Source organism: Chimaeribacter sp. YP20170169, from assembly GCF_056739715.1.
In genome coordinates this window covers 21398-37402 of sequence record NZ_CP176825.1, presented here as the reverse complement: position 1 = coordinate 37402, position 16005 = coordinate 21398, and the positions used below count along the sequence as shown (strand labels likewise).

At 61.6% G+C, this 16005-nt stretch carries 15 protein-coding genes and 3 pseudogenes; 10 read left to right on the top strand and 8 right to left on the bottom strand.

Annotated features, from left to right (window positions below; genetic code table 11):
* Window positions 1-46: 46 nt before the first annotated feature.
* The 5 genes and pseudogenes from ACK3SD_RS17985 (at window position 47) to ACK3SD_RS17965 (ending at window position 3568) form a co-directional block, all read left to right on the top strand.
* On the top strand, window positions 47-262 hold the full coding sequence (locus tag ACK3SD_RS17985) for a tautomerase family protein (RefSeq protein WP_481127740.1): 216 nt from the start codon (window positions 47-49) through the stop codon (window positions 260-262).
* A 179-nt stretch (window positions 263-441) separates the two neighbouring features.
* Window positions 442-576 (top strand): annotated as a pseudogene (locus tag ACK3SD_RS17980) (AraC family ligand binding domain-containing protein); the annotation flags it as partial.
* A gap of 105 nt (window positions 577-681) precedes the next feature.
* Window positions 682-950 (top strand): annotated as a pseudogene (locus tag ACK3SD_RS17975) (DJ-1/PfpI family protein); the annotation flags it as partial.
* 186 nt (window positions 951-1136) lie between these two features.
* The gene (locus ACK3SD_RS17970; RefSeq protein ID WP_481127739.1) at window positions 1137-1340 is read left to right on the top strand and encodes a hypothetical protein; all 204 of its coding nucleotides are present in this window, start codon (window positions 1137-1139) and stop codon (window positions 1338-1340) included.
* Window positions 1341-1627: 287 nt separating this feature from the next.
* Window positions 1628-3568 (top strand): TonB-dependent receptor domain-containing protein, encoded by a 1941-nt coding sequence (locus ACK3SD_RS17965; RefSeq protein ID WP_481127738.1) that lies wholly within the window; start codon window positions 1628-1630, stop codon window positions 3566-3568.
* On the opposite strand, the gene ACK3SD_RS17960 is transcribed toward ACK3SD_RS17965, so the two are convergent.
* Window positions 3558-4904 (bottom strand): ATP-binding protein, encoded by a 1347-nt coding sequence (locus tag ACK3SD_RS17960; RefSeq protein ID WP_481127836.1) that lies wholly within the window; start codon window positions 4902-4904, stop codon window positions 3558-3560. The two genes, ACK3SD_RS17965 and ACK3SD_RS17960, sit on opposite strands and share 11 nt — an antisense overlap.
* A 32-nt stretch (window positions 4905-4936) precedes the next feature.
* Complete coding sequence (locus ACK3SD_RS17955; RefSeq protein ID WP_481127737.1) at window positions 4937-5671, bottom strand: response regulator transcription factor; 735 nt, start codon at window positions 5669-5671, stop codon at window positions 4937-4939.
* A 190-nt stretch (window positions 5672-5861) separates the two neighbouring features.
* Here ACK3SD_RS17955 and ACK3SD_RS17950 point away from each other — a divergent pair, with 190 nt between their 5' ends.
* On the top strand, window positions 5862-6251 hold the full coding sequence (locus ACK3SD_RS17950) for a YebF family protein (protein ID WP_481127736.1): 390 nt from the start codon (window positions 5862-5864) through the stop codon (window positions 6249-6251).
* Here ACK3SD_RS17950 and ACK3SD_RS17945 read toward each other — a convergent pair.
* From ACK3SD_RS17945 to ACK3SD_RS17930, 4 genes are read right to left on the bottom strand one after another with little or no spacing between them, the layout of a single operon-like run.
* Window positions 6248-7492, bottom strand: coding sequence for an NAD(P)/FAD-dependent oxidoreductase (locus ACK3SD_RS17945; protein WP_481127735.1), 1245 nt, complete (start codon window positions 7490-7492; stop codon window positions 6248-6250). The genes ACK3SD_RS17950 and ACK3SD_RS17945 overlap by 4 nt on opposite strands.
* 9 nt (window positions 7493-7501) lie before the next feature.
* Window positions 7502-7840: a RidA family protein gene (locus ACK3SD_RS17940; RefSeq protein WP_481127734.1), complete on the bottom strand. Its 339-nt coding sequence runs from the start codon at window positions 7838-7840 to the stop codon at window positions 7502-7504.
* A gap of 10 nt (window positions 7841-7850) precedes the next feature.
* Entirely contained in the window at window positions 7851-9350 is a 1500-nt protein-coding gene (locus tag ACK3SD_RS17935; protein ID WP_481127733.1) for an amidase, read from the bottom strand.
* Window positions 9351-9359: 9 nt separating this feature from the next.
* On the bottom strand, window positions 9360-10571 hold the full coding sequence (locus tag ACK3SD_RS17930) for an MFS transporter (protein ID WP_481127732.1): 1212 nt from the start codon (window positions 10569-10571) through the stop codon (window positions 9360-9362).
* 145 nt (window positions 10572-10716) lie between these two features.
* On the opposite strand from ACK3SD_RS17930, the gene ACK3SD_RS17925 reads away from it, so the two are divergent.
* Window positions 10717-11637 carry a LysR family transcriptional regulator gene (locus ACK3SD_RS17925; RefSeq protein ID WP_137765347.1) on the top strand — a complete coding sequence of 307 codons (921 nt, stop codon included), beginning with the start codon at window positions 10717-10719 and terminating at the stop codon, window positions 11635-11637.
* Between the two features lie 132 nt (window positions 11638-11769).
* Window positions 11770-13095: a D-serine ammonia-lyase gene (locus tag ACK3SD_RS17920; protein WP_481127731.1), complete on the top strand. Its 1326-nt coding sequence runs from the start codon at window positions 11770-11772 to the stop codon at window positions 13093-13095.
* Here the strand turns inward: ACK3SD_RS17920 and ACK3SD_RS17915 are convergent.
* On the bottom strand, window positions 13092-13652 hold the full coding sequence (locus ACK3SD_RS17915) for an RBBP9/YdeN family alpha/beta hydrolase (protein WP_481127730.1): 561 nt from the start codon (window positions 13650-13652) through the stop codon (window positions 13092-13094). The genes ACK3SD_RS17920 and ACK3SD_RS17915 overlap by 4 nt on opposite strands.
* 179 nt (window positions 13653-13831) lie before the next feature.
* On the opposite strand from ACK3SD_RS17915, the gene ACK3SD_RS17910 reads away from it, so the two are divergent.
* Entirely contained in the window at window positions 13832-14875 is a 1044-nt protein-coding gene (locus ACK3SD_RS17910; RefSeq protein ID WP_481127729.1) for a type II asparaginase, read from the top strand.
* A gap of 112 nt (window positions 14876-14987) precedes the next feature.
* On the opposite strand, the gene ACK3SD_RS17905 is transcribed toward ACK3SD_RS17910, so the two are convergent.
* Window positions 14988-15230 (bottom strand): hypothetical protein, encoded by a 243-nt coding sequence (locus tag ACK3SD_RS17905; protein ID WP_481127728.1) that lies wholly within the window; start codon window positions 15228-15230, stop codon window positions 14988-14990.
* Between the two features lie 484 nt (window positions 15231-15714).
* On the opposite strand from ACK3SD_RS17905, the pseudogene ACK3SD_RS17900 reads away from it, so the two are divergent.
* Window positions 15715-15996, top strand: a pseudogene (locus ACK3SD_RS17900) (porin); the annotation flags it as partial.
* Between the last annotated feature and the right edge of the window lie 9 nt (window positions 15997-16005).

Here is a 16005-nt window from a genome sequence, read left to right as displayed (position 1 = left end):
GCCGCCCACCATGCGGGGCGTGCCCATGCCAACAAGGAGAATCCCCATGCCCTACGTAAACATCAAAGTGACAGGCGGCACTGAAGCCCCGACCCCGGAGCAAAAAGCGGAACTGATCGCTGGCGTGACCGACCTGCTGGCCACGGTGTTGGGGAAAAACCCGGCCACCACCGTGGTGGTGATTGATGAGGTGCCCATGGACAACTGGGGCATCGGTGGCGAGAGCGTGACCGTCCGCCGGCAACAGCAGTCGGGCAAATAGTGGCTTCAGCACGTTATGTAGCCGTTGCCGGGAAACTATCCAATAATCCCGCCTGAAGTCACGATGCTTCACCACTGCCAGGATAACAGCACGCTTTACCCGGACTTCGAAAACCACTCCGGCCCGCAGTTGCTTGTTGTCTGCCAGACCGAAGGCGAGGAGTCCGCGATTCTAGGGTGATGCATAAACATGATGACCGGCTGGAGATGAGGTTCATTGCGCGCGGTAGCGGCCAATACCCGATTGGCGGGTGGCAATATTTGGCGCAGGAGGGGAACATTCTGGTGTTCAATCAGGGCGTGGTGCATGACGAGCGCCCCCACCTCAGTGCGGACTCCCTGATCTATAGTTGTGGCATCCACCATTTGCACCTTGCCGGATTGCCCGAAAACCACCTGATTGGTCGCGAGGAGCGCGCCGTACCGATTATTGCCATGTGCAGCGCCTCGTTCGTGCTGGGCAAGGCGGGGCTGCTACGCAAACGCCGCTGCGCGGTGCACTTCACCATTGCCGACGAATTCCGCAAGCGCTTTCCCGAGTCACAGGCGGTGATCGACAAGAGCTACATTGATGACCACGGCATCATCACCTGTCCCGGCGGCACGGCGATCTGGCCGCCAACTTAATCAGGAAGCATTGCGGTGAGATCCGCGCGCACAAGGGGCTGGTGTACCTGTTGGTGGAGGAGCGCGTCGCCGGTGAAGAGGAGTGAGCCAAGGTTAATGCATCAATAGAAATAGCGTTATTCCAGAATTTCACAGAAAAGCTGAACATTGATCCATCTTCAATAGAAAACAGAGGTGGGTGTTTTGGCTATTTCGCCAGTCTCCGCTGTTTTGCTTCACAAACCGCTTCGGATAATCATGCGGCAGACGTGGCACGTCATGATGGTCTGGCATTGTCTGAGGCACAATATTTATCTTCCTACCTTGATGATGGGGTAAAGAATGTTAAGGCAAAATACACCTATTATAATAAGCGTGGGCAAAAGGATGTGTTTATTGAATCTGGATTGATTAATGCCAACGAATGTTCAGTGCGATTCAATGGCTACCTGAGGTTGATGCGCGAGTTTTGAATGGAAGATGCCTGTAAATAATCTCTTCATTTAAAAATTGCCCATGTTTTATATTTCCATTCAACGGGTGTGCTTGGTCATTACTCTCCATAAATTCAGGTAGTTGCACACCTGTTAAATTGATCATCTTAGAATCCCGTGTGTATGGCGGTGCCTGCCCACTTTTTCACCCTCTGTGTGCCCTTCCACCTCCCGTTTGCCGGTTTTGTCTCACTTTGTCCAATTTTCAGAAGTGCGGATGCGTATGATTCGCGTTTTTATTTTCACCTCTGGGAAAGAGACGCACCATGACTGTTACCTTCACACGCCGCGCACTGGCGGAACTGATTACCCTCGCCCTGTTTGTACCCGGCGCCGCGTTTGCTGCGGACACCGCCGAAGAGACCATGGTGGTGACCGCCGCTGGCTTTGAGCAGCGGCTGGAAGATGCACCCGCCTCGATTACCGTGATCCCCGGTGAGGCGCTGCGCAAGCGCTCAGTGCAGAACCTCGGCGATGCCCTGCGTGAGGTGGAGGGGGTAGTGGTCAACGGCAGCGCCAACGAAACGGACATCTCCATCCGTGGGATGCCAGCGGACTACACGCTGCTGCTGGTGGATGGCAAACGTCAGGGTGGCCGCGACTCGCGGGTAAACGGCAATGCCGGTTATGAGCAGAGTTTTATTCCGCCCGCGGCGGCAATTGAGCGCATCGAGGTGATCCGCGGGCCGATGTCTTCCCTCTACGGTTCGGACGCTATTGGCGGGGTGATCAACATCATCACGCGCAAAAACAGCCAAAAGTGGGGCGGCACCCTCTCCTATGACTACTCCGCCCGCCAGCACCGCAGCCAGGGCAACGCCAGCAACACCCAGCTCTACCTCAATGGCCCGCTGGTGCCAGACGTGCTGGCGCTGCAACTCTGGGGCCGCTACCTGGATCGTCAGGCGGATGACAATGTGCAGGAGACCAACGGCTTCACCAAAGCGCACCACAAAGATCTCACCGCCCGGCTGGCCTTCACGCCGACCGAGAATCAGGAGTTCCTGCTGGAGGGCGGCCAGACCCGGCTGAAGAATGGCGATGGCGTCAGCGCCAACTGGGCCACTCGCGAGCAGAAGAATGATCGCGACCACTGGTCGCTCTCCCACGAGGGGCGCTGGTCATGGGCCACCTCGACGCTCTCCTTCTCACAGGAGAAGACCAGCCGCGAGGGGCTGGCTAGCCCGACCCAGACCGACGTGCTGGGGCGCAAGCCGACCATTAAAAACAGCGTGCTGGACGCCAAGCTGGTCATTCCCACTACTTACCACACCACCACCACCGGCGTGCAGTGGCAGGAGAACCAGCTTAAAGACTGGAACCAAGGCGACGGCACCCGTCAGGATCACAAGTACAAGGTGGTGCAGAAGGCGCTATTCCTTGAGGATGAGTGGCGCATGGCGGAGGCATTCGCCCTGACCGGCGGCCTGCGTCTGGACAACCACGAGCAGTACGGCAACCACTACAGCCCGCGCCTGTACGGCGTCTGGTATGTGACCGATGACTGGACAGTGAAAGGCGGGGTGGCGCGAGGCTTTAAAGCGCCGGAGATCCGCGCGGTGATCGATGGCTACGCCGTGCTGCGCCGCAACACCTACGTGATGCTGGGCAACCCAGACCTGAAGCCGGAGACCAGCACCAACTATGAGCTATCGGCGATGTGGTCAAACCGTGATGACCTCTCGGCCAGCGCCACGCTGTTCTACAACGACTTCAAGGACAAGCTCTCCACCGTCACCACCAGCGAGCGCTGGAACGGCTACATCGTGATGGATCGCGTCAACATCGACAAGGCGATCATCAAGGGGGTGGAACTGACCGGAAGCTGGCAGATTGTGCCGAACTGGTCACTGAAGGGGAACTACACCTTCACCGACTCTGAGCAGAAAAGCGGCAGCAACACCGGCGCGCCGCTGGCGCTGACGCCGAAGCACAAGGCGACGCTGCGCACCGAGTGGGAGATGACGGCAGATACCCAGTTCTGGGCCGCCGCCACCTACTACGGCAAGGAGTATGGCAACACCGTCAGCAGCGAGCCAGCACCGGGCTACACCACCGCTGACGTTGGCGTCTCCCACCAGCTGACCCGCAGCGTGACGCTGAATGGCGCGATCTACAACGTCGGCGACAAGCGTCTGGATGACGAGACCTACGGCACAGTCAACTATGGCCGCACCTTCTGGGGCGGCGTCAGCATCAATTTCTGATCCCGAGCGGCAGCAGGATCACCGCGCACAGCCCGGCGGGCGGACGGTTTTGCAGCGTCAGCTCGCCACCGTGGGCATGGATGCAGGCGCGGGCGATGGACAGCCCCAGCCCCAAGCCGCCGCCGGCCTGTGGCTGTATGGGCGGCGGGGCATCATGCAGCCGAACAAACGGCTCCAGCACCCGCGTCAGGTTCTCTGGCGCGATGCCGGGGCCGTGATCCAGAATCTCAATGCACACCCCCTCCGTAACCCGGCGCAGGCTGAGCGTGGCATTGCCGCCATAGGCCAGCGCATTGTCGATCAGGTTGCCCAGCGCGCGCCGCAGCGCCACCGGCCGACAGGCGATCGCTACCCCCTCCCCGCCCGGCCATGCCACCGCCTTGCCCTGCAACTGGTAGCGCCGCGCCAGTTCGCCCAGCAGCGCGCCAATGTCACAGTGCTGTGACTGCTCCTGGCTCGCCTCCCCACGGATAAAGTTGAGCGTCTCGCTGACCATCAGCCGCAGATCGTTCAGGCTCTCCAGCATGTCATCCCGCTCCGGCCCCGGCTCCAGCAGTTCAAGTTGGAGGCGCAGCCCGGTCAGCGGCGTATTGAGATCGTGGCTCATCGCCGCCAGCATCTGGGTGCGCCCCTCAATGTGGCGCGCCAGCCGCTCCTGCATCAGGTTGAACGCCTGCGTCAGCTCGCGCGCCTCCTGTGGGCCAGCCAGCGGCAGCGGGGCCATCCACTCGCCCCGGCTGATCTGGTCGGTGGCGCGCGCCAGCGTGCGCACCGGCCGTACCACCCGCAACAGGAAGAACAGACTGATCAGCAGCAGCGGCACGCTCGCCACCGGCAGGGAGTAAGAGAGCAGACGCCACCACTCGTAAGCCTGAATCATCGGCTGCACGCCATTCAGGCTGCGCCCATCCGCCAGCAGCAGGCTGGTGCGCAGCCGCAGCGGCTGCCAGCGGGCAGGGCTGAACAGCACGCCGCGCGCCCGGCCGCCGTCGGCACGCTCCAGTTGCATGGTTACGCCGCTGGCGGCCGGTAGTCCCAGCCGTTCGGCCAGCTCCGCCGCCAACCGCCGCTCCTCGCGCCGCATCGGGAAGCGCGGCACTTCCGGCTGGCTGTCCACCCAGAAGCGCGCGCCACCATCACGCATCGACGCCAGCAGTGGCGCGGCGTCCGGCGGCTGGAGATGCTGTGTCGCCTGAAAAGCGATCGCCAGCCGCTCCAGCGCCAGCGAGCGGGACATCGGGTGCACCAGCGAGCCAGCATATTGGATGCCGACAATCGCCATCAGGTTCGCCAGCAGCAGCGAGAGCGCCAGCAGCCACAACAGTTGGCTGACCATCCGCCGCGGCCAGAGGGCGCGCCAACCACGCCTCACGCCAGCTCCCGCACGTCGGCCGCCAGCCGGTAGCCCTCGCCCCAGACCGTCACCAGCAGCGGCGGTTCTGGCAGCATCTGCATCAGCCGGGTGCGCAGCCGACTCACCTGCCGGTCAATCGCCCGGTCAAACACCTCATTGCCCGGCGAGACGCACTGGTCAATCAGCTGTTCGCGGCTCAATACCGCATGGGGGTGCTGCAAAAAGGCGCACAGCAAGCGCCCTTCCATCGTGCTCAGGCGTACCTGCTCGCCGCTGGCGTGGCTCAGGGTGCGGCTGGCCGGCTGGTAGCAAAGATCGGAGAAGGCGTAGCCACGCGCCGTCTCAGGCGCGGCGGGCGGCGGTGGGGCCAGTTGGCTACGGCGCAGCACGCTGTGGATGCGCGCCACCAGCTCACGCGGCTCGAAGGGCTTGGTCACATAGTCATCCGCGCCCAGATCCAGCCCCATGATGCGATCAGAGGGGGTATCACGCGCCGTCAGCAGGATCACCGGTGTTTTGCTGCGGCGCTGGATCTGCTGGCAGAGCACCATGCCGTCGCCATCTGGCAGCATCACGTCCAGCACCACCAGATCGAAGGCTTTCTGGCGCAGCATCAGCCACATCGCCTCGGCGCTCTCGGCGGTAAACACATCAAAGTCATGGCGGCGCAGGTAGACCGCCAGCGGTTCACGGATTTTACGGTGGTCATCCACCACCAGAATACGATAAGGCGTGGCCCTGTCGGTCATGGGTACAACTTCCTTTAAGGCATGGCGCGGGGTCGGGCCGGTTTCATTCTTAAAGAGAATCTATCTCACTTGAGAATGAATTTCATCTTTGCTATTAATGAGGCTAAGCCTATGAAGTGCATGGGCATTCAGGAGAGGGAGAGATCAGGGATGTATCAACCATTAGACGCCGGGGAGGCGTGCCGCCCCCATGCGTAAATTTAGCAAGCTGTTCCCCTACCTGCTGGTGCTGTTGCTGGGCGGCGTGTTGGCGGTGGCGATTGCGGCCAGTTTGTTGCTCTACTCGCGGGTGGCCCCAGCGGATGCGGCCTACCAGCGAGTGTGCCAGCACTACCCAGTGGAGGAGGTGAAAGGACGGCTGATCCGCGCCTGGCTGCGTTCTTCTGCCGGGGATGATCAGGATGCCCTCGGCTGGGATCGGCTGGCCTTTATCCTCACCCCGCACTTTGATGCCAGCCAGCGCCTCTGGTCAGGCGAGTTGACAGTGACCGGCAGCGCCAGCACCGGCCACTATATGGTGACGCTGGACTGCCATAAGGGCCAGTATGAGCAGTCGATACTGGAGGAGCCGGGCCGCTAGAAGGCCCGATCCGCACGGAAGGGGGAAGTGTCGGTGGCGGGCTTCTCGCCGGTCATCAGTTGGGCGAGCAGCAGGCCAGTGGCCGGGCCGAGGGTAAAGCCCTGATGGCCGTGGCCGAAGGCGCACCACATCCCCTCCACGCCGGGCGCGGCACCGATCACCGGTTTCATGTCCGGCATACAGGGGCGCGCGCCCTTCCAGACCGTCTCCTGCACCGCCTCGCCCATCGGCACCAGATCGCGGGCAAAGCGCTCCACCATCTGCAACTGGCGCGGCGTGGCGGGCGCATCCAGCCCGGCCAGCTCCGCGCCGGTGGTGATGCGCAGCCCGCGTGCCATCGGGGCGACCAGATAGCCGCGCTCCTCATCCATGATCCAGTGGTTCAGCGTTTTCCCGTCCAGCGGCCGATAGTGCTGGTGGTAGCCGCGCTTCACAAACAGCGGCGGCCGGTAGCCGTAGCCTTGGGTCAGCTGGGTGCTCCAGGGGCCGAGCGCCACCACAACCTCACGCGCGTGGATCACGCGTTGTTGCGAGTCCACCACCTGCCAGCGCCCCTTGTTGCGCGTCAGGGTGGTGGCATCGCCCAACGTGAGCGTGCCGCCCCGCTGGGTAAAGAGTGCGGCGTAGACTTGCACCAACGCGCCGGGGTCACGCACGGTCAGCGGATCCTGCCACCAGACCGCGCCCGCCATCTTCTCCTGCAAGGCTGGCTCCAGCGCCGCCAATGCCGCCGTATCCAGCTTGCGGTGCTGTACGCCCCACTCCTGCGCCAGATCGGCCTCGGCGAAGGCCTCGTCGCGCCCAGCCTCGCTGCGTAGCAGCATCAGCCAGCCGCGCGGCCCGAGCAGGGCATGTGCCTGCGCCTCATCCATCAGCTGCTGGTGGGTGTCCACGCTCATGGCGATCAGGGAGGCGTAGTCGCGGCTGATGCGCTGCCAGCGCGGGGTGGCGGAGTGGTGATAGTAGCGCCACAGCGGCGCGGCCAGCGGCAACAGAGCGCGCGCATGGTAGCGCACGTCGCTGCGCCGGTTGCCAAGCACCGAGAGGATTCGGCTGGCCGCACGCGGGAAGCGGTAGGGTTTGATCGCTTCGCGCTGCACAATACCCGCGTTGCCGAATGAGGTCTCCTCGCCCGGCCCACGCCGGTCGAGCACCACCACCTGCCGGCCACGAGCCTGAAGGTGGAGCGCACAACTGATGCCCACCATGCCCGCGCCCAGTACCAGAACATCTGCCTCCATACGCCCTCCTTACCCTTTGGCCGCCACCACGCTGATCTCTACCTTCGCACCGGGCAGCATCAGCCCGGCCTGCACCGTGGCGCGCACCGGCAGTGGCGCGCTGAACCAGCGGGCATAGGCTTGGTTGAAGGCAGCAAAATCGGCGCTATCCGTCAGGTAGACGGTACAGGCGAAGACATCGCCCAGCCCGTAGCCCGCCCCCTCCAGTGTGGCGCTGATCTTCTCCATCATCCGGTCGGTCTGGCGGGCGATCCCCGGCGCAAAGCTGCCATCCTCCTCCATGCCCAGCTCACCGGAGAGCCACAACTGATCGCCAATCTGGCGCGTCTTTGAAAACGGTAGTGTCATGCTGCGATCCTTACTGTCCAACGGGAAGGTAGAAGTTATCCATCGTGGCGATGGGCCGTGCCTTTTGCAACTGTAGAAGGTTTGGCGTCGGGCGCGCGGTCAGCGGGTTGCCAGCCAGTGCCTGCTCGAGCGCGTGGGCCATGCGCAGCAATTGGGCGTCACTGCCACGGCGGCCAATGATTTGCAGGCCGAACGGCATCCCCTGGCTGTCCAGCCCCACCGGCAGGGAGACCGAGGGCACGCCCGCCAGCGAGGTGACGTAGGCCAGCGCCAGCCAGTGGTAGTAGGTGCGTGTCGCCTGCCCGTTAATCTCTTTCGGGTAAAGCTCCGTCCACAGGCGGGGCGAGATGGTGACCGAGGGCGAAAGGATAAAGTCATACTCCTGGAAGAAGGCGGCCCAGCGGCGGTGGATCTGGGTCTGGAGATCCAGCCCACGTGCAATGTCAGTCGCCGAGTAGCGCAGCCCCTCCTCCACGTTCAGCCGCACGTTCTCACCCACCTGCCCCGGCTGCTGCTGATACAGCTCGCGGGTGCCAGTCAGGAACATCAGTGAGCGCAGCGCCTCAAAGGACTCATTCGCGCCCCGGCAGTCTGGGGTCGCCTGCTCCACCGCGCCAAACAGGTGGCGGAAGCGGCCCAGCTGCTGCTGGAAGGTCTCCGCCACGCCCAGCTCGGTCGGCGCGAAGCCAAAGTCCGGGGTGGCGGCGATGCGTAACCCAGCCAGATCGCACGGCCCCAGCGGGAAGAACTCCTCTGGCTGGCGCATCTGCCGCCCCGGCACCACGTGGGAGAGCGGATCGCGCGCATCTTCGCCCATCATCACGCTTAACATCAGCGCCGCGTCCTCCACGCTGCGCGCCATCGGCCCGAGGGTGGAGATTTGCAGCCAGGCGCAGCCGCGCTTCTCCGCCGGGATCAGGCCAGCGGTCGGGCGGAAGCCCACCACGCCATTGAAGGCCGCCGGGTTGCGCAGCGAACCGCCGGTGTCTGAGCCGGTTGCCAGCGGCACCATGCCACAGGCCAGCGCGGCAGCCGATCCGCCCGAAGAGCCAGCGGCGGAGCGGGTGTTGTCAAACGGGTTGCCGGTGGTGCCGTAGACCGCGTTGCGGGAGTTGCCGCCCGCCCCCCACTCCGGCACGTTGGTCTTGCCAAGCACATTGGCACCCGCGGCGCGCAGCACCGCCACCAGCCGCTCATCCTGCTGCGGGACGTTATCCCGCTTTGACAGGCTGCCAAAGGTGGTGGGCAGGCCAGCGGCGTCAATCATGTCCTTCACGCCGAGCGGCAGGCCATGCAGCGGCCCAAGCGCCTCGCCACGGCTGACGGCCTTCTCTTGCTCACGTGCCACCTGCCGGGCGGTGTCGAAGTTACAGGCCACCATCGCATTGACCGCCGGGTTCACCTGTTCAATGCGGCGGATGCAGCTTTCGGTCAGTTCGCGGGGGGAAATGGCCTTGCGGCCAATCAGCCGGCGCGCTTCCGTCGCGCTCAAATCACACAGTTCAGTCATGGGCTCTCCTTACTTGACGTAATCGGTTTTCAGTTCCAATGCAGGCTGTTTGGTATGGATGGTCAGGCTCACCAGTGCCGAGCAACTCGCCGCCGCCATCAGGAACAGGAAGGCGGAAGGGAAGCTGATGTACTGCACCATCAGGCCAATCACCAGCGGTGCGACAAAGCCCGCCGCCTGGCCGCCGGTGTTGATCAGCCCAATCCCGCAGCCGACCATGCGGCCATGCAGCAGCTTGGTCGGCAGTGCCACGGCCACGGCAAAGACAAAGGATTTGAAGAAGTAGGTGAAGGCTTGCGCCACAATCACCGAGGTCAGGCTGTCAGCGGTGTACATAAAGATCAGGGAGATGGCGGTCAGCAGGGAGCTACCGAACAGCAGCCGCTTCTCGCGCCCATCGAAGTAGTTCACCATCAGCCAGCCGCCGATGGCGGTGGCGACCGCCGCCATCACATAGGGAATCGGCAGCAAAATGCCCACGGTTTTGATGTCCAAGTGGCGCTCGGTCATCAGGTAGATCGGCATCCAGGAGTCGAGGCCCTTGTTGATCAGGCTGATGCCAAACCACGCGACCGCCAGCTTCCACAGCACCGGGTGGCGGATCACCTCACGCAGATCCTGCTTGCTGATGCGCTGGCGCACGCCGCCTGAGGCCTGGCTATTGCGCACCGTTAGGCCATATACCAGCATGAAGACCAGCCCCAGCACGCCAATGATCATGAAGGTGTGCCGCCAGTCGAAGGCCAGCAGCAGTGGCGCGATCATCAGCGGCGCAATCATGCTGCCGACATAGTTGGAGGAGACCAGCAGCGAGGTGATGGCGGGCTTTTTATTGTCCGGGTAGTTTTCGGCGGCATTTTTGATCGCCGCGGAGGGAAACGCCCCCTCACCCAGCCCGAATAGCAGGCGAATCGCCAGCAGCGAGGCCAGTGACCACGCCAGCCCGGTGAACAGGGTGAACAGCGACCAGAAGCCGACCGCCACCAGCACAATGATTTTTGCGCCGAAGCGATCGGCCAGCCAGCCGCCCGGTAATTGCATTAGCCAAAAGCCAAAATAGAACATGCTGAGCACCATGCCTATTTCACTGGCGGACAAATTCAAATCAGCGGCAATATGTGTGGCGCTCAGGCTTAATACCACTCGGTCAATAAACGCGATGCACCAGGCGATATATAACAACAGGACGACCCAATGTTTATAAAACGCAGATGTGCCCATATCGTTTCCTTATCATAAGAGTAAAAGGTGACTGCGGCGACGCGCTATTTCGGCGGGTTCAATTGCATACTACCCAGCAAGAAGGGATACTGCTATTTCAACTTTTTCACCTTTTTCTTGCCGAAATGGCAAACCTGGAGGTTGAGTGAGCGCGCGATATTTACAGGATACGGCGGTGCGGTATTTTCTGGAGGTGGTGCGTTGCGGCTCTATCAGCGACGCGGCGCTGCGGCTCAACGTGGCGGGTTCCGCCATCAGCCGACAGATTGCCGGGCTGGAGGGCAAGCTGAACGTCACGCTGTTTGAGCGGCGTAAGCATGGCATGATCCCCAGCGCCGCTGGCGAGTTGCTGGCCGCCTGGGCGTTCCGCAACCAGCTGGAGACCGAGCGCGTCAGCCAGGAGATCACCGAGTTGCAGGGGCTGCGGCGCGGCGATGTGCATATCGCCAGCACCGCTGGCTTCGTGGTGGATCTGCTGCCGCAGACGATTGTCGCCTTCCGCCGCCTCTATCCCGGCATCCGTTTCCATCTGGAGATTGGCAATGCGCGTGAGGTGAGCCGGCGGCTGAGCGAGGGGGAGAGTGACATCGGGCTGACCTTTAGCCAAAGCCCGGAAAACAATATGCATGTGGCGTACCGGCAGAAAGCGCCGCTGATTGCCATCATGCCGCCGGATCACCCGCTGGCGAAGAAGCAAAAAATCCTGCTGTCCCAGCTCTCTGGCTACCCGGTTGGTATGCCCTCGCGCCCAGTGCTGATGCGCAACCTATTTGACGCCTGTTGCAGCCGCCAGGGGCTGACGATTGAGCCGGTGATCAATGCCACCTCGGTAGCCGCCATCTTGCGCTTTGCCCAGCTTGGAGGCGGCATTGTCATTTCAACGCCGTTGATGGTCTCCCACTATCTGGCAGATCACCAATTAGTCTCCGTGCCGCTGGCCGGTTACGATCTCGATACCCTGAATATTGAGGTGAATACGCTGGCAGGCCGGACACTGCCCCGCGCTGCCTCCACCTTTATGCAATTTTTGATTGAGGCGCTCAAGGCGGAGGAAAATAGTGCGTGAGCCATACTTTTTACTTATGGCGGACTCAGCCTCGCGCTTTTTTATTTCACCGCCGGAAAGAATCTGTTATATCGGAGATCTTCCTGCACGCTGGAAATAAGCTGCCGTTTACTTTTCTCTTGGAATACTATTATGCCGGACATTGATGCCTTAATTAAACAGACACCGCTGGTCAGGGAACTGATCCGTTTAAATGAGGTTAATTGGTTTAATCCCGACACGCTCCCCGCCAAGGAGGGGTTGCCGCTCGTCGGCCTGACGCGGCACGAGGTGGAGGAGGCGGCGGCGCGCCTGCAACGCTTTGCCCCCTGTCTGGCGCTGGCCTTCCCGGCGACCGCCCCGGCCGGTGGCATCATTGAGTCGCCGGTGGTGCCGATCCCGGCGATGCAGCGGGCGCTCAGCCGTCAGGCACCGCTTGGCGGCGCGCTCTGGCTGAAGAAGGATAGCCACCTGCCGGTCTCCGGCTCCATCAAGGCGCGCGGTGGCCTCTACGAGGTGCTGGTTCATGCCGAAAAGCTGGCGCTTGAGGCGGGCTTACTGAACCTGAATGATGACTACGCCTGCCTGCTGTCGCCAGCATTCCGGGATTTCTTCGGCCAGTACCGCATTGCGGTCGGCTCCACCGGCAATCTGGGGCTGTCCATCGGCATCATGGGCGCGCGGCTGGGCTTCCACGTCACGGTGCATATGTCCGCCGATGCCCGCCAATGGAAGAAGGACAAACTGCGCGCCCACGGCGTGGAGGTGAAGGAGTACGCGCAGGATTATGGTGTGGCCGTGGCGCATGGCCGTCAGGCGGCGGAGGGCGATCCGCGCTGCTTCTTCATTGATGATGAGAACTCGCGCACGCTGTTCCTCGGCTATGCGGTGGCCGGGCTGCGCCTGCGCCAGCAGTTTGCAGGGCTGGGGGTGCACGTGGATGCCGACCACCCGCTGTTTGTTTACCTGCCGTGCGGCGTGGGCGGCGGGCCGGGGGGCGTGGCCTTCGGGTTGAAACTGGCGTTTGGCGACCATGTGCACTGCTTCTTTGCCGAACCGACCCACTCGCCCTGCATGTTGCTGGGGATGAGCACCGGCCTGCATGATGCCCTTTCGGTGCAGGAGATTGGCATCGACAACAAAACCGCCGCCGATGGGCTGGCGGTGGGCCGCGCCTCCGGCTTTGTTGGCCGGGCGATGGTAGGGCTGACGGATGGCTGCTACACCCTCAGTGACCAGACGATGTATGACCTGCTGCGGCTGTTGAGCGACAGCGAAAATATCCAGCTCGAACCCTCCGCACTGGCCGGGATGGCTGGCCCGCAGCGCATCTGCGCCGCCGGGGAGTACCAGCAACAGCACCAACTGGGAGCCACCCAGATGGCGAATGCCACCCATCTGGTCTGGGCCACCGGTGGCGGCATGGTGCCGGAGGCCGAGATGCGTGCCTATCTGGCACAGGGTGCGCGCCCGGCCTAAGCGGCCTGCCACTCACGCAACAGGGTTGCCAGCAGCGGCAGTTCACGGAAGCCCTGGCGATCGAGAAAGTGCCCTCCCGCTGGCAGGCCATAGAGCGGTGCCTCGAGCCGCTGGCTCAAACGCAACGAGGCCGCTGGCGGGACAATCTCATCATCCAGCGACAGCACCACCGCCCGGTGCGGCACCTTTGCAATGAGCCGGGCGCAATCCAGCGGGCGTTCGGTGAAGGCATCCAGTTTCGGCAGCGTCGCCAGCGGTTCACTGAACCCGGACACCATCAATACCCCTGCCGCATCGTGCCCGGCAGGCTGGTCGTTGAGGTAGCGCAGCACCGTCACGCACCCCAGACTGTGGCCGACAAACCAGGTATCCGCATCCACCTGCCCTACGCACTCTGCCAGCGCGCTTAGCCAGGCCTGCTCCTGCGGCGCCTGCGTTTCCGGCATCGCGGGTACGCAGACCTGCATCCCCAACGCCTCCGCCTGCTGTTTCAACCAGCCAAACCAGTGGCTCTCCGGGCCTGCGGTGTACCCATGCACGATAAATAGTCTTGCCATTGTGTGATTCCTCGCCAAAACAAAAAACCATAGTTATGGCTTTTGCGCGGAAGGTCAATCTTTCTGCCGCCCGCCAGCGCCCATAATGAAATTTCCAGTGAATAACTGGAATATCAAAGACCTGGCCTGATTTTTGCTGGGCTTATTGACCATAACTGGAGTTTTTAAGAGGGAACACAATGAAATTCACATCACTTCTTGCCGCCGCCCTGCTGGCGCTCACCTCCTGTGCGTTTGCTGCCACCCAGCAACCCCATATCGTGATTCTAGCGACCGGCGGCACCATCGCTGGCTCGGCGGCCAGCAACACCCAGACCATCGGCTACAAGGCCGGGGCGATCGGGGTGCAGGCGCTGATTGACGCGGTGCCGGAGGTCAAGTCGATTGCCAGAGTCGATGGCGAGCAGATCGCCAATATCGGCAGCAATGACATGACCAGCGACATCATCCTGGCCCTGTCCAAACGGGTGAATGCCCTGTTGGCGCGCGACGACGTGGATGGCGTGGTGATCACCCACGGCACCGATACGCTGGATGAGACGCCCTACTTCCTTAACCTGACGGTCAAAAGCGACAAACCGGTGGTGATCACTGGCGCGATGCGGCCAGCGACGGCGATCAGCGCCGATGGGCCGATGAACCTGCTGGAGGCGGTCACGGTGGCCGCCGATCCCAACGCCAGGGGGCGCGGCGTGATGCTGGTGATGAATGACCGCATCGGCGCGGCGCGCTTCATCACCAAGACCAACACCACCACGCTCGACACCTTTAAGGCACCGGAGCAGGGCTATCTGGGGGTGATTGTCGGCGGCAAGCCACACTTTGAGACGCGGGTGGAGAAGATCCATACCCTGCGCTCGGTGTTTGATGTGCGCGATGTGAACCGCCTGCCGAAGGTGGTGATCATCTATGGTTATCAGGATGACCCGGAATATATGTATGACGCCGCGATCGCGCACCATGCAGACGGCATCATCTATGTCGGCACCGGCGGCGGTTCCACCTCGGTACGCAGCGAAGCAGGCATCAAGAAAGCTGAACAGGCGGGCATTGTGGTGGTACGCGCCTCACGCACCGGCAGCGGCGTAGTGGCCCCAGACGACAATATGCCGGGACTGGTGGCGGACTCCCTGAATCCGGCCAAGGCGCGCATCCTGCTGATGACCGCCCTGACCCAGACCCACGACCGCGCCCTGATTCAGGACTATTTCCAGAATTATTAATAGGCGGCCGCCCTGCCCATTCGCGGCGCATCAGGCAAAAGCCTGCACCGCGCCGGTGCGACAGAAGGATAAAAAAACGGTGCCAGTGGGCGAAAACGCCCACTGGCCGGGATCAGTGGTAGGTCACGTCCTGAATGTCATCCCTGGAGTAGCCCTCACGCTCCAGATGGATCTTCGCCTCCTGCAACATCTCCTCATCAGAGTAGTTCTTGGGCAGGGTGTTCTGCATCAGGCACTCGCCCTCCAGACGCTTCTCACCCTGCTCTTCGGTCGGCGTGGTGAAGATCTTATAGGTGCGGCCGGTATGCTCATCGACTGAATAGATCTCAATGCGGATATAGGTAGACTCTGGCATTTAACTCCCCCATCAATAGGTTAGGTATGAGTAAACCGTAGTCGTGATTGGCGGGTAAATCAATGTCATGGTCTTCTCAGGCAGCGAGCATCCATCCGCGTGTCGCCTTCTGGCCTGCTTTTGCCAACCGGGCACCAAGGGGTTAACCAGACGCCCTATACTGAATCTGCCAAACCCCACTTTTAGGCTTTCCGATGTTGATGCTCTAGAGAGAGGGCAAAAGCAATGACTTAAAAAAACATCGGGTCAAATTTTGCTTAAGTTCATTTTCTGACTTAAGAAAAATTAGCCTTTTTTATTCTATACTTAACTAAAATAAGCCAAAAAATCGCCAGAGTTGTTAATTCCCGAAACAAAGGAAACATTTCTTTAATCTTTCTACCACAACAAACGCCAAATAGGGCCTCTTCAAACGATTTTCTGTCATGATTCTCACGCTATTATCCGCCCGCGATACACAAAGCAATTTACACAGGGCTACTTAATGTTAACAACAAAGCAAAAAAATCTGTCCCTGGCCATTGGCCTGGGTCTGATGATCGGCAGCGCATCTTTTGTGACGAACGCTGAAGTCACCTTGATTAAACAAGATCCGCAGGCAGGCAACCCGCTGAGCCGCCTGAACTTCACTGTCGGCGGCAGTATCCGCCCGCAGTTCGACAACATGACCGGTGATGGCGATAAAGGCTCCTATAAGCGCAACGGCTTTGACGGCGGCACCCGCTTCCGTTTCCTGGCGGACTACTACCTGTTTGATGACTTGACATCCTCCCCT

Excerpts from the sequence above, each read along its gene's own strand:
- ACK3SD_RS17985 (WP_481127740.1), top strand. The coding sequence starts at position 47 with ATGCCCTACGTAAACATCAAAGTGACAGGCGGCACTGAAGCCCCGACC.
- ACK3SD_RS17965 (WP_481127738.1), top strand. The coding sequence starts at position 1,628 with ATGACTGTTACCTTCACACGCCGCGCACTGGCGGAACTGATTACCCTC.
- ACK3SD_RS17960 (WP_481127836.1), bottom strand. The coding sequence starts at position 4,904 with ATGGTCAGCCAACTGTTGTGGCTGCTGGCGCTCTCGCTGCTGCTGGCG.
- ACK3SD_RS17955 (WP_481127737.1), bottom strand. The coding sequence starts at position 5,671 with ATGACCGACAGGGCCACGCCTTATCGTATTCTGGTGGTGGATGACCAC.
- ACK3SD_RS17950 (WP_481127736.1), top strand. The coding sequence starts at position 5,862 with ATGCGTAAATTTAGCAAGCTGTTCCCCTACCTGCTGGTGCTGTTGCTG.
- ACK3SD_RS17945 (WP_481127735.1), bottom strand. The coding sequence starts at position 7,492 with ATGGAGGCAGATGTTCTGGTACTGGGCGCGGGCATGGTGGGCATCAGT.
- ACK3SD_RS17940 (WP_481127734.1), bottom strand. The coding sequence starts at position 7,840 with ATGACACTACCGTTTTCAAAGACGCGCCAGATTGGCGATCAGTTGTGG.
- ACK3SD_RS17935 (WP_481127733.1), bottom strand. The coding sequence starts at position 9,350 with ATGACTGAACTGTGTGATTTGAGCGCGACGGAAGCGCGCCGGCTGATT.
- ACK3SD_RS17930 (WP_481127732.1), bottom strand. The coding sequence starts at position 10,571 with ATGGGCACATCTGCGTTTTATAAACATTGGGTCGTCCTGTTGTTATAT.
- ACK3SD_RS17920 (WP_481127731.1), top strand. The coding sequence starts at position 11,770 with ATGCCGGACATTGATGCCTTAATTAAACAGACACCGCTGGTCAGGGAA.
- ACK3SD_RS17915 (WP_481127730.1), bottom strand. The coding sequence starts at position 13,652 with ATGGCAAGACTATTTATCGTGCATGGGTACACCGCAGGCCCGGAGAGC.
- ACK3SD_RS17910 (WP_481127729.1), top strand. The coding sequence starts at position 13,832 with ATGAAATTCACATCACTTCTTGCCGCCGCCCTGCTGGCGCTCACCTCC.
- ACK3SD_RS17905 (WP_481127728.1), bottom strand. The coding sequence starts at position 15,230 with ATGCCAGAGTCTACCTATATCCGCATTGAGATCTATTCAGTCGATGAG.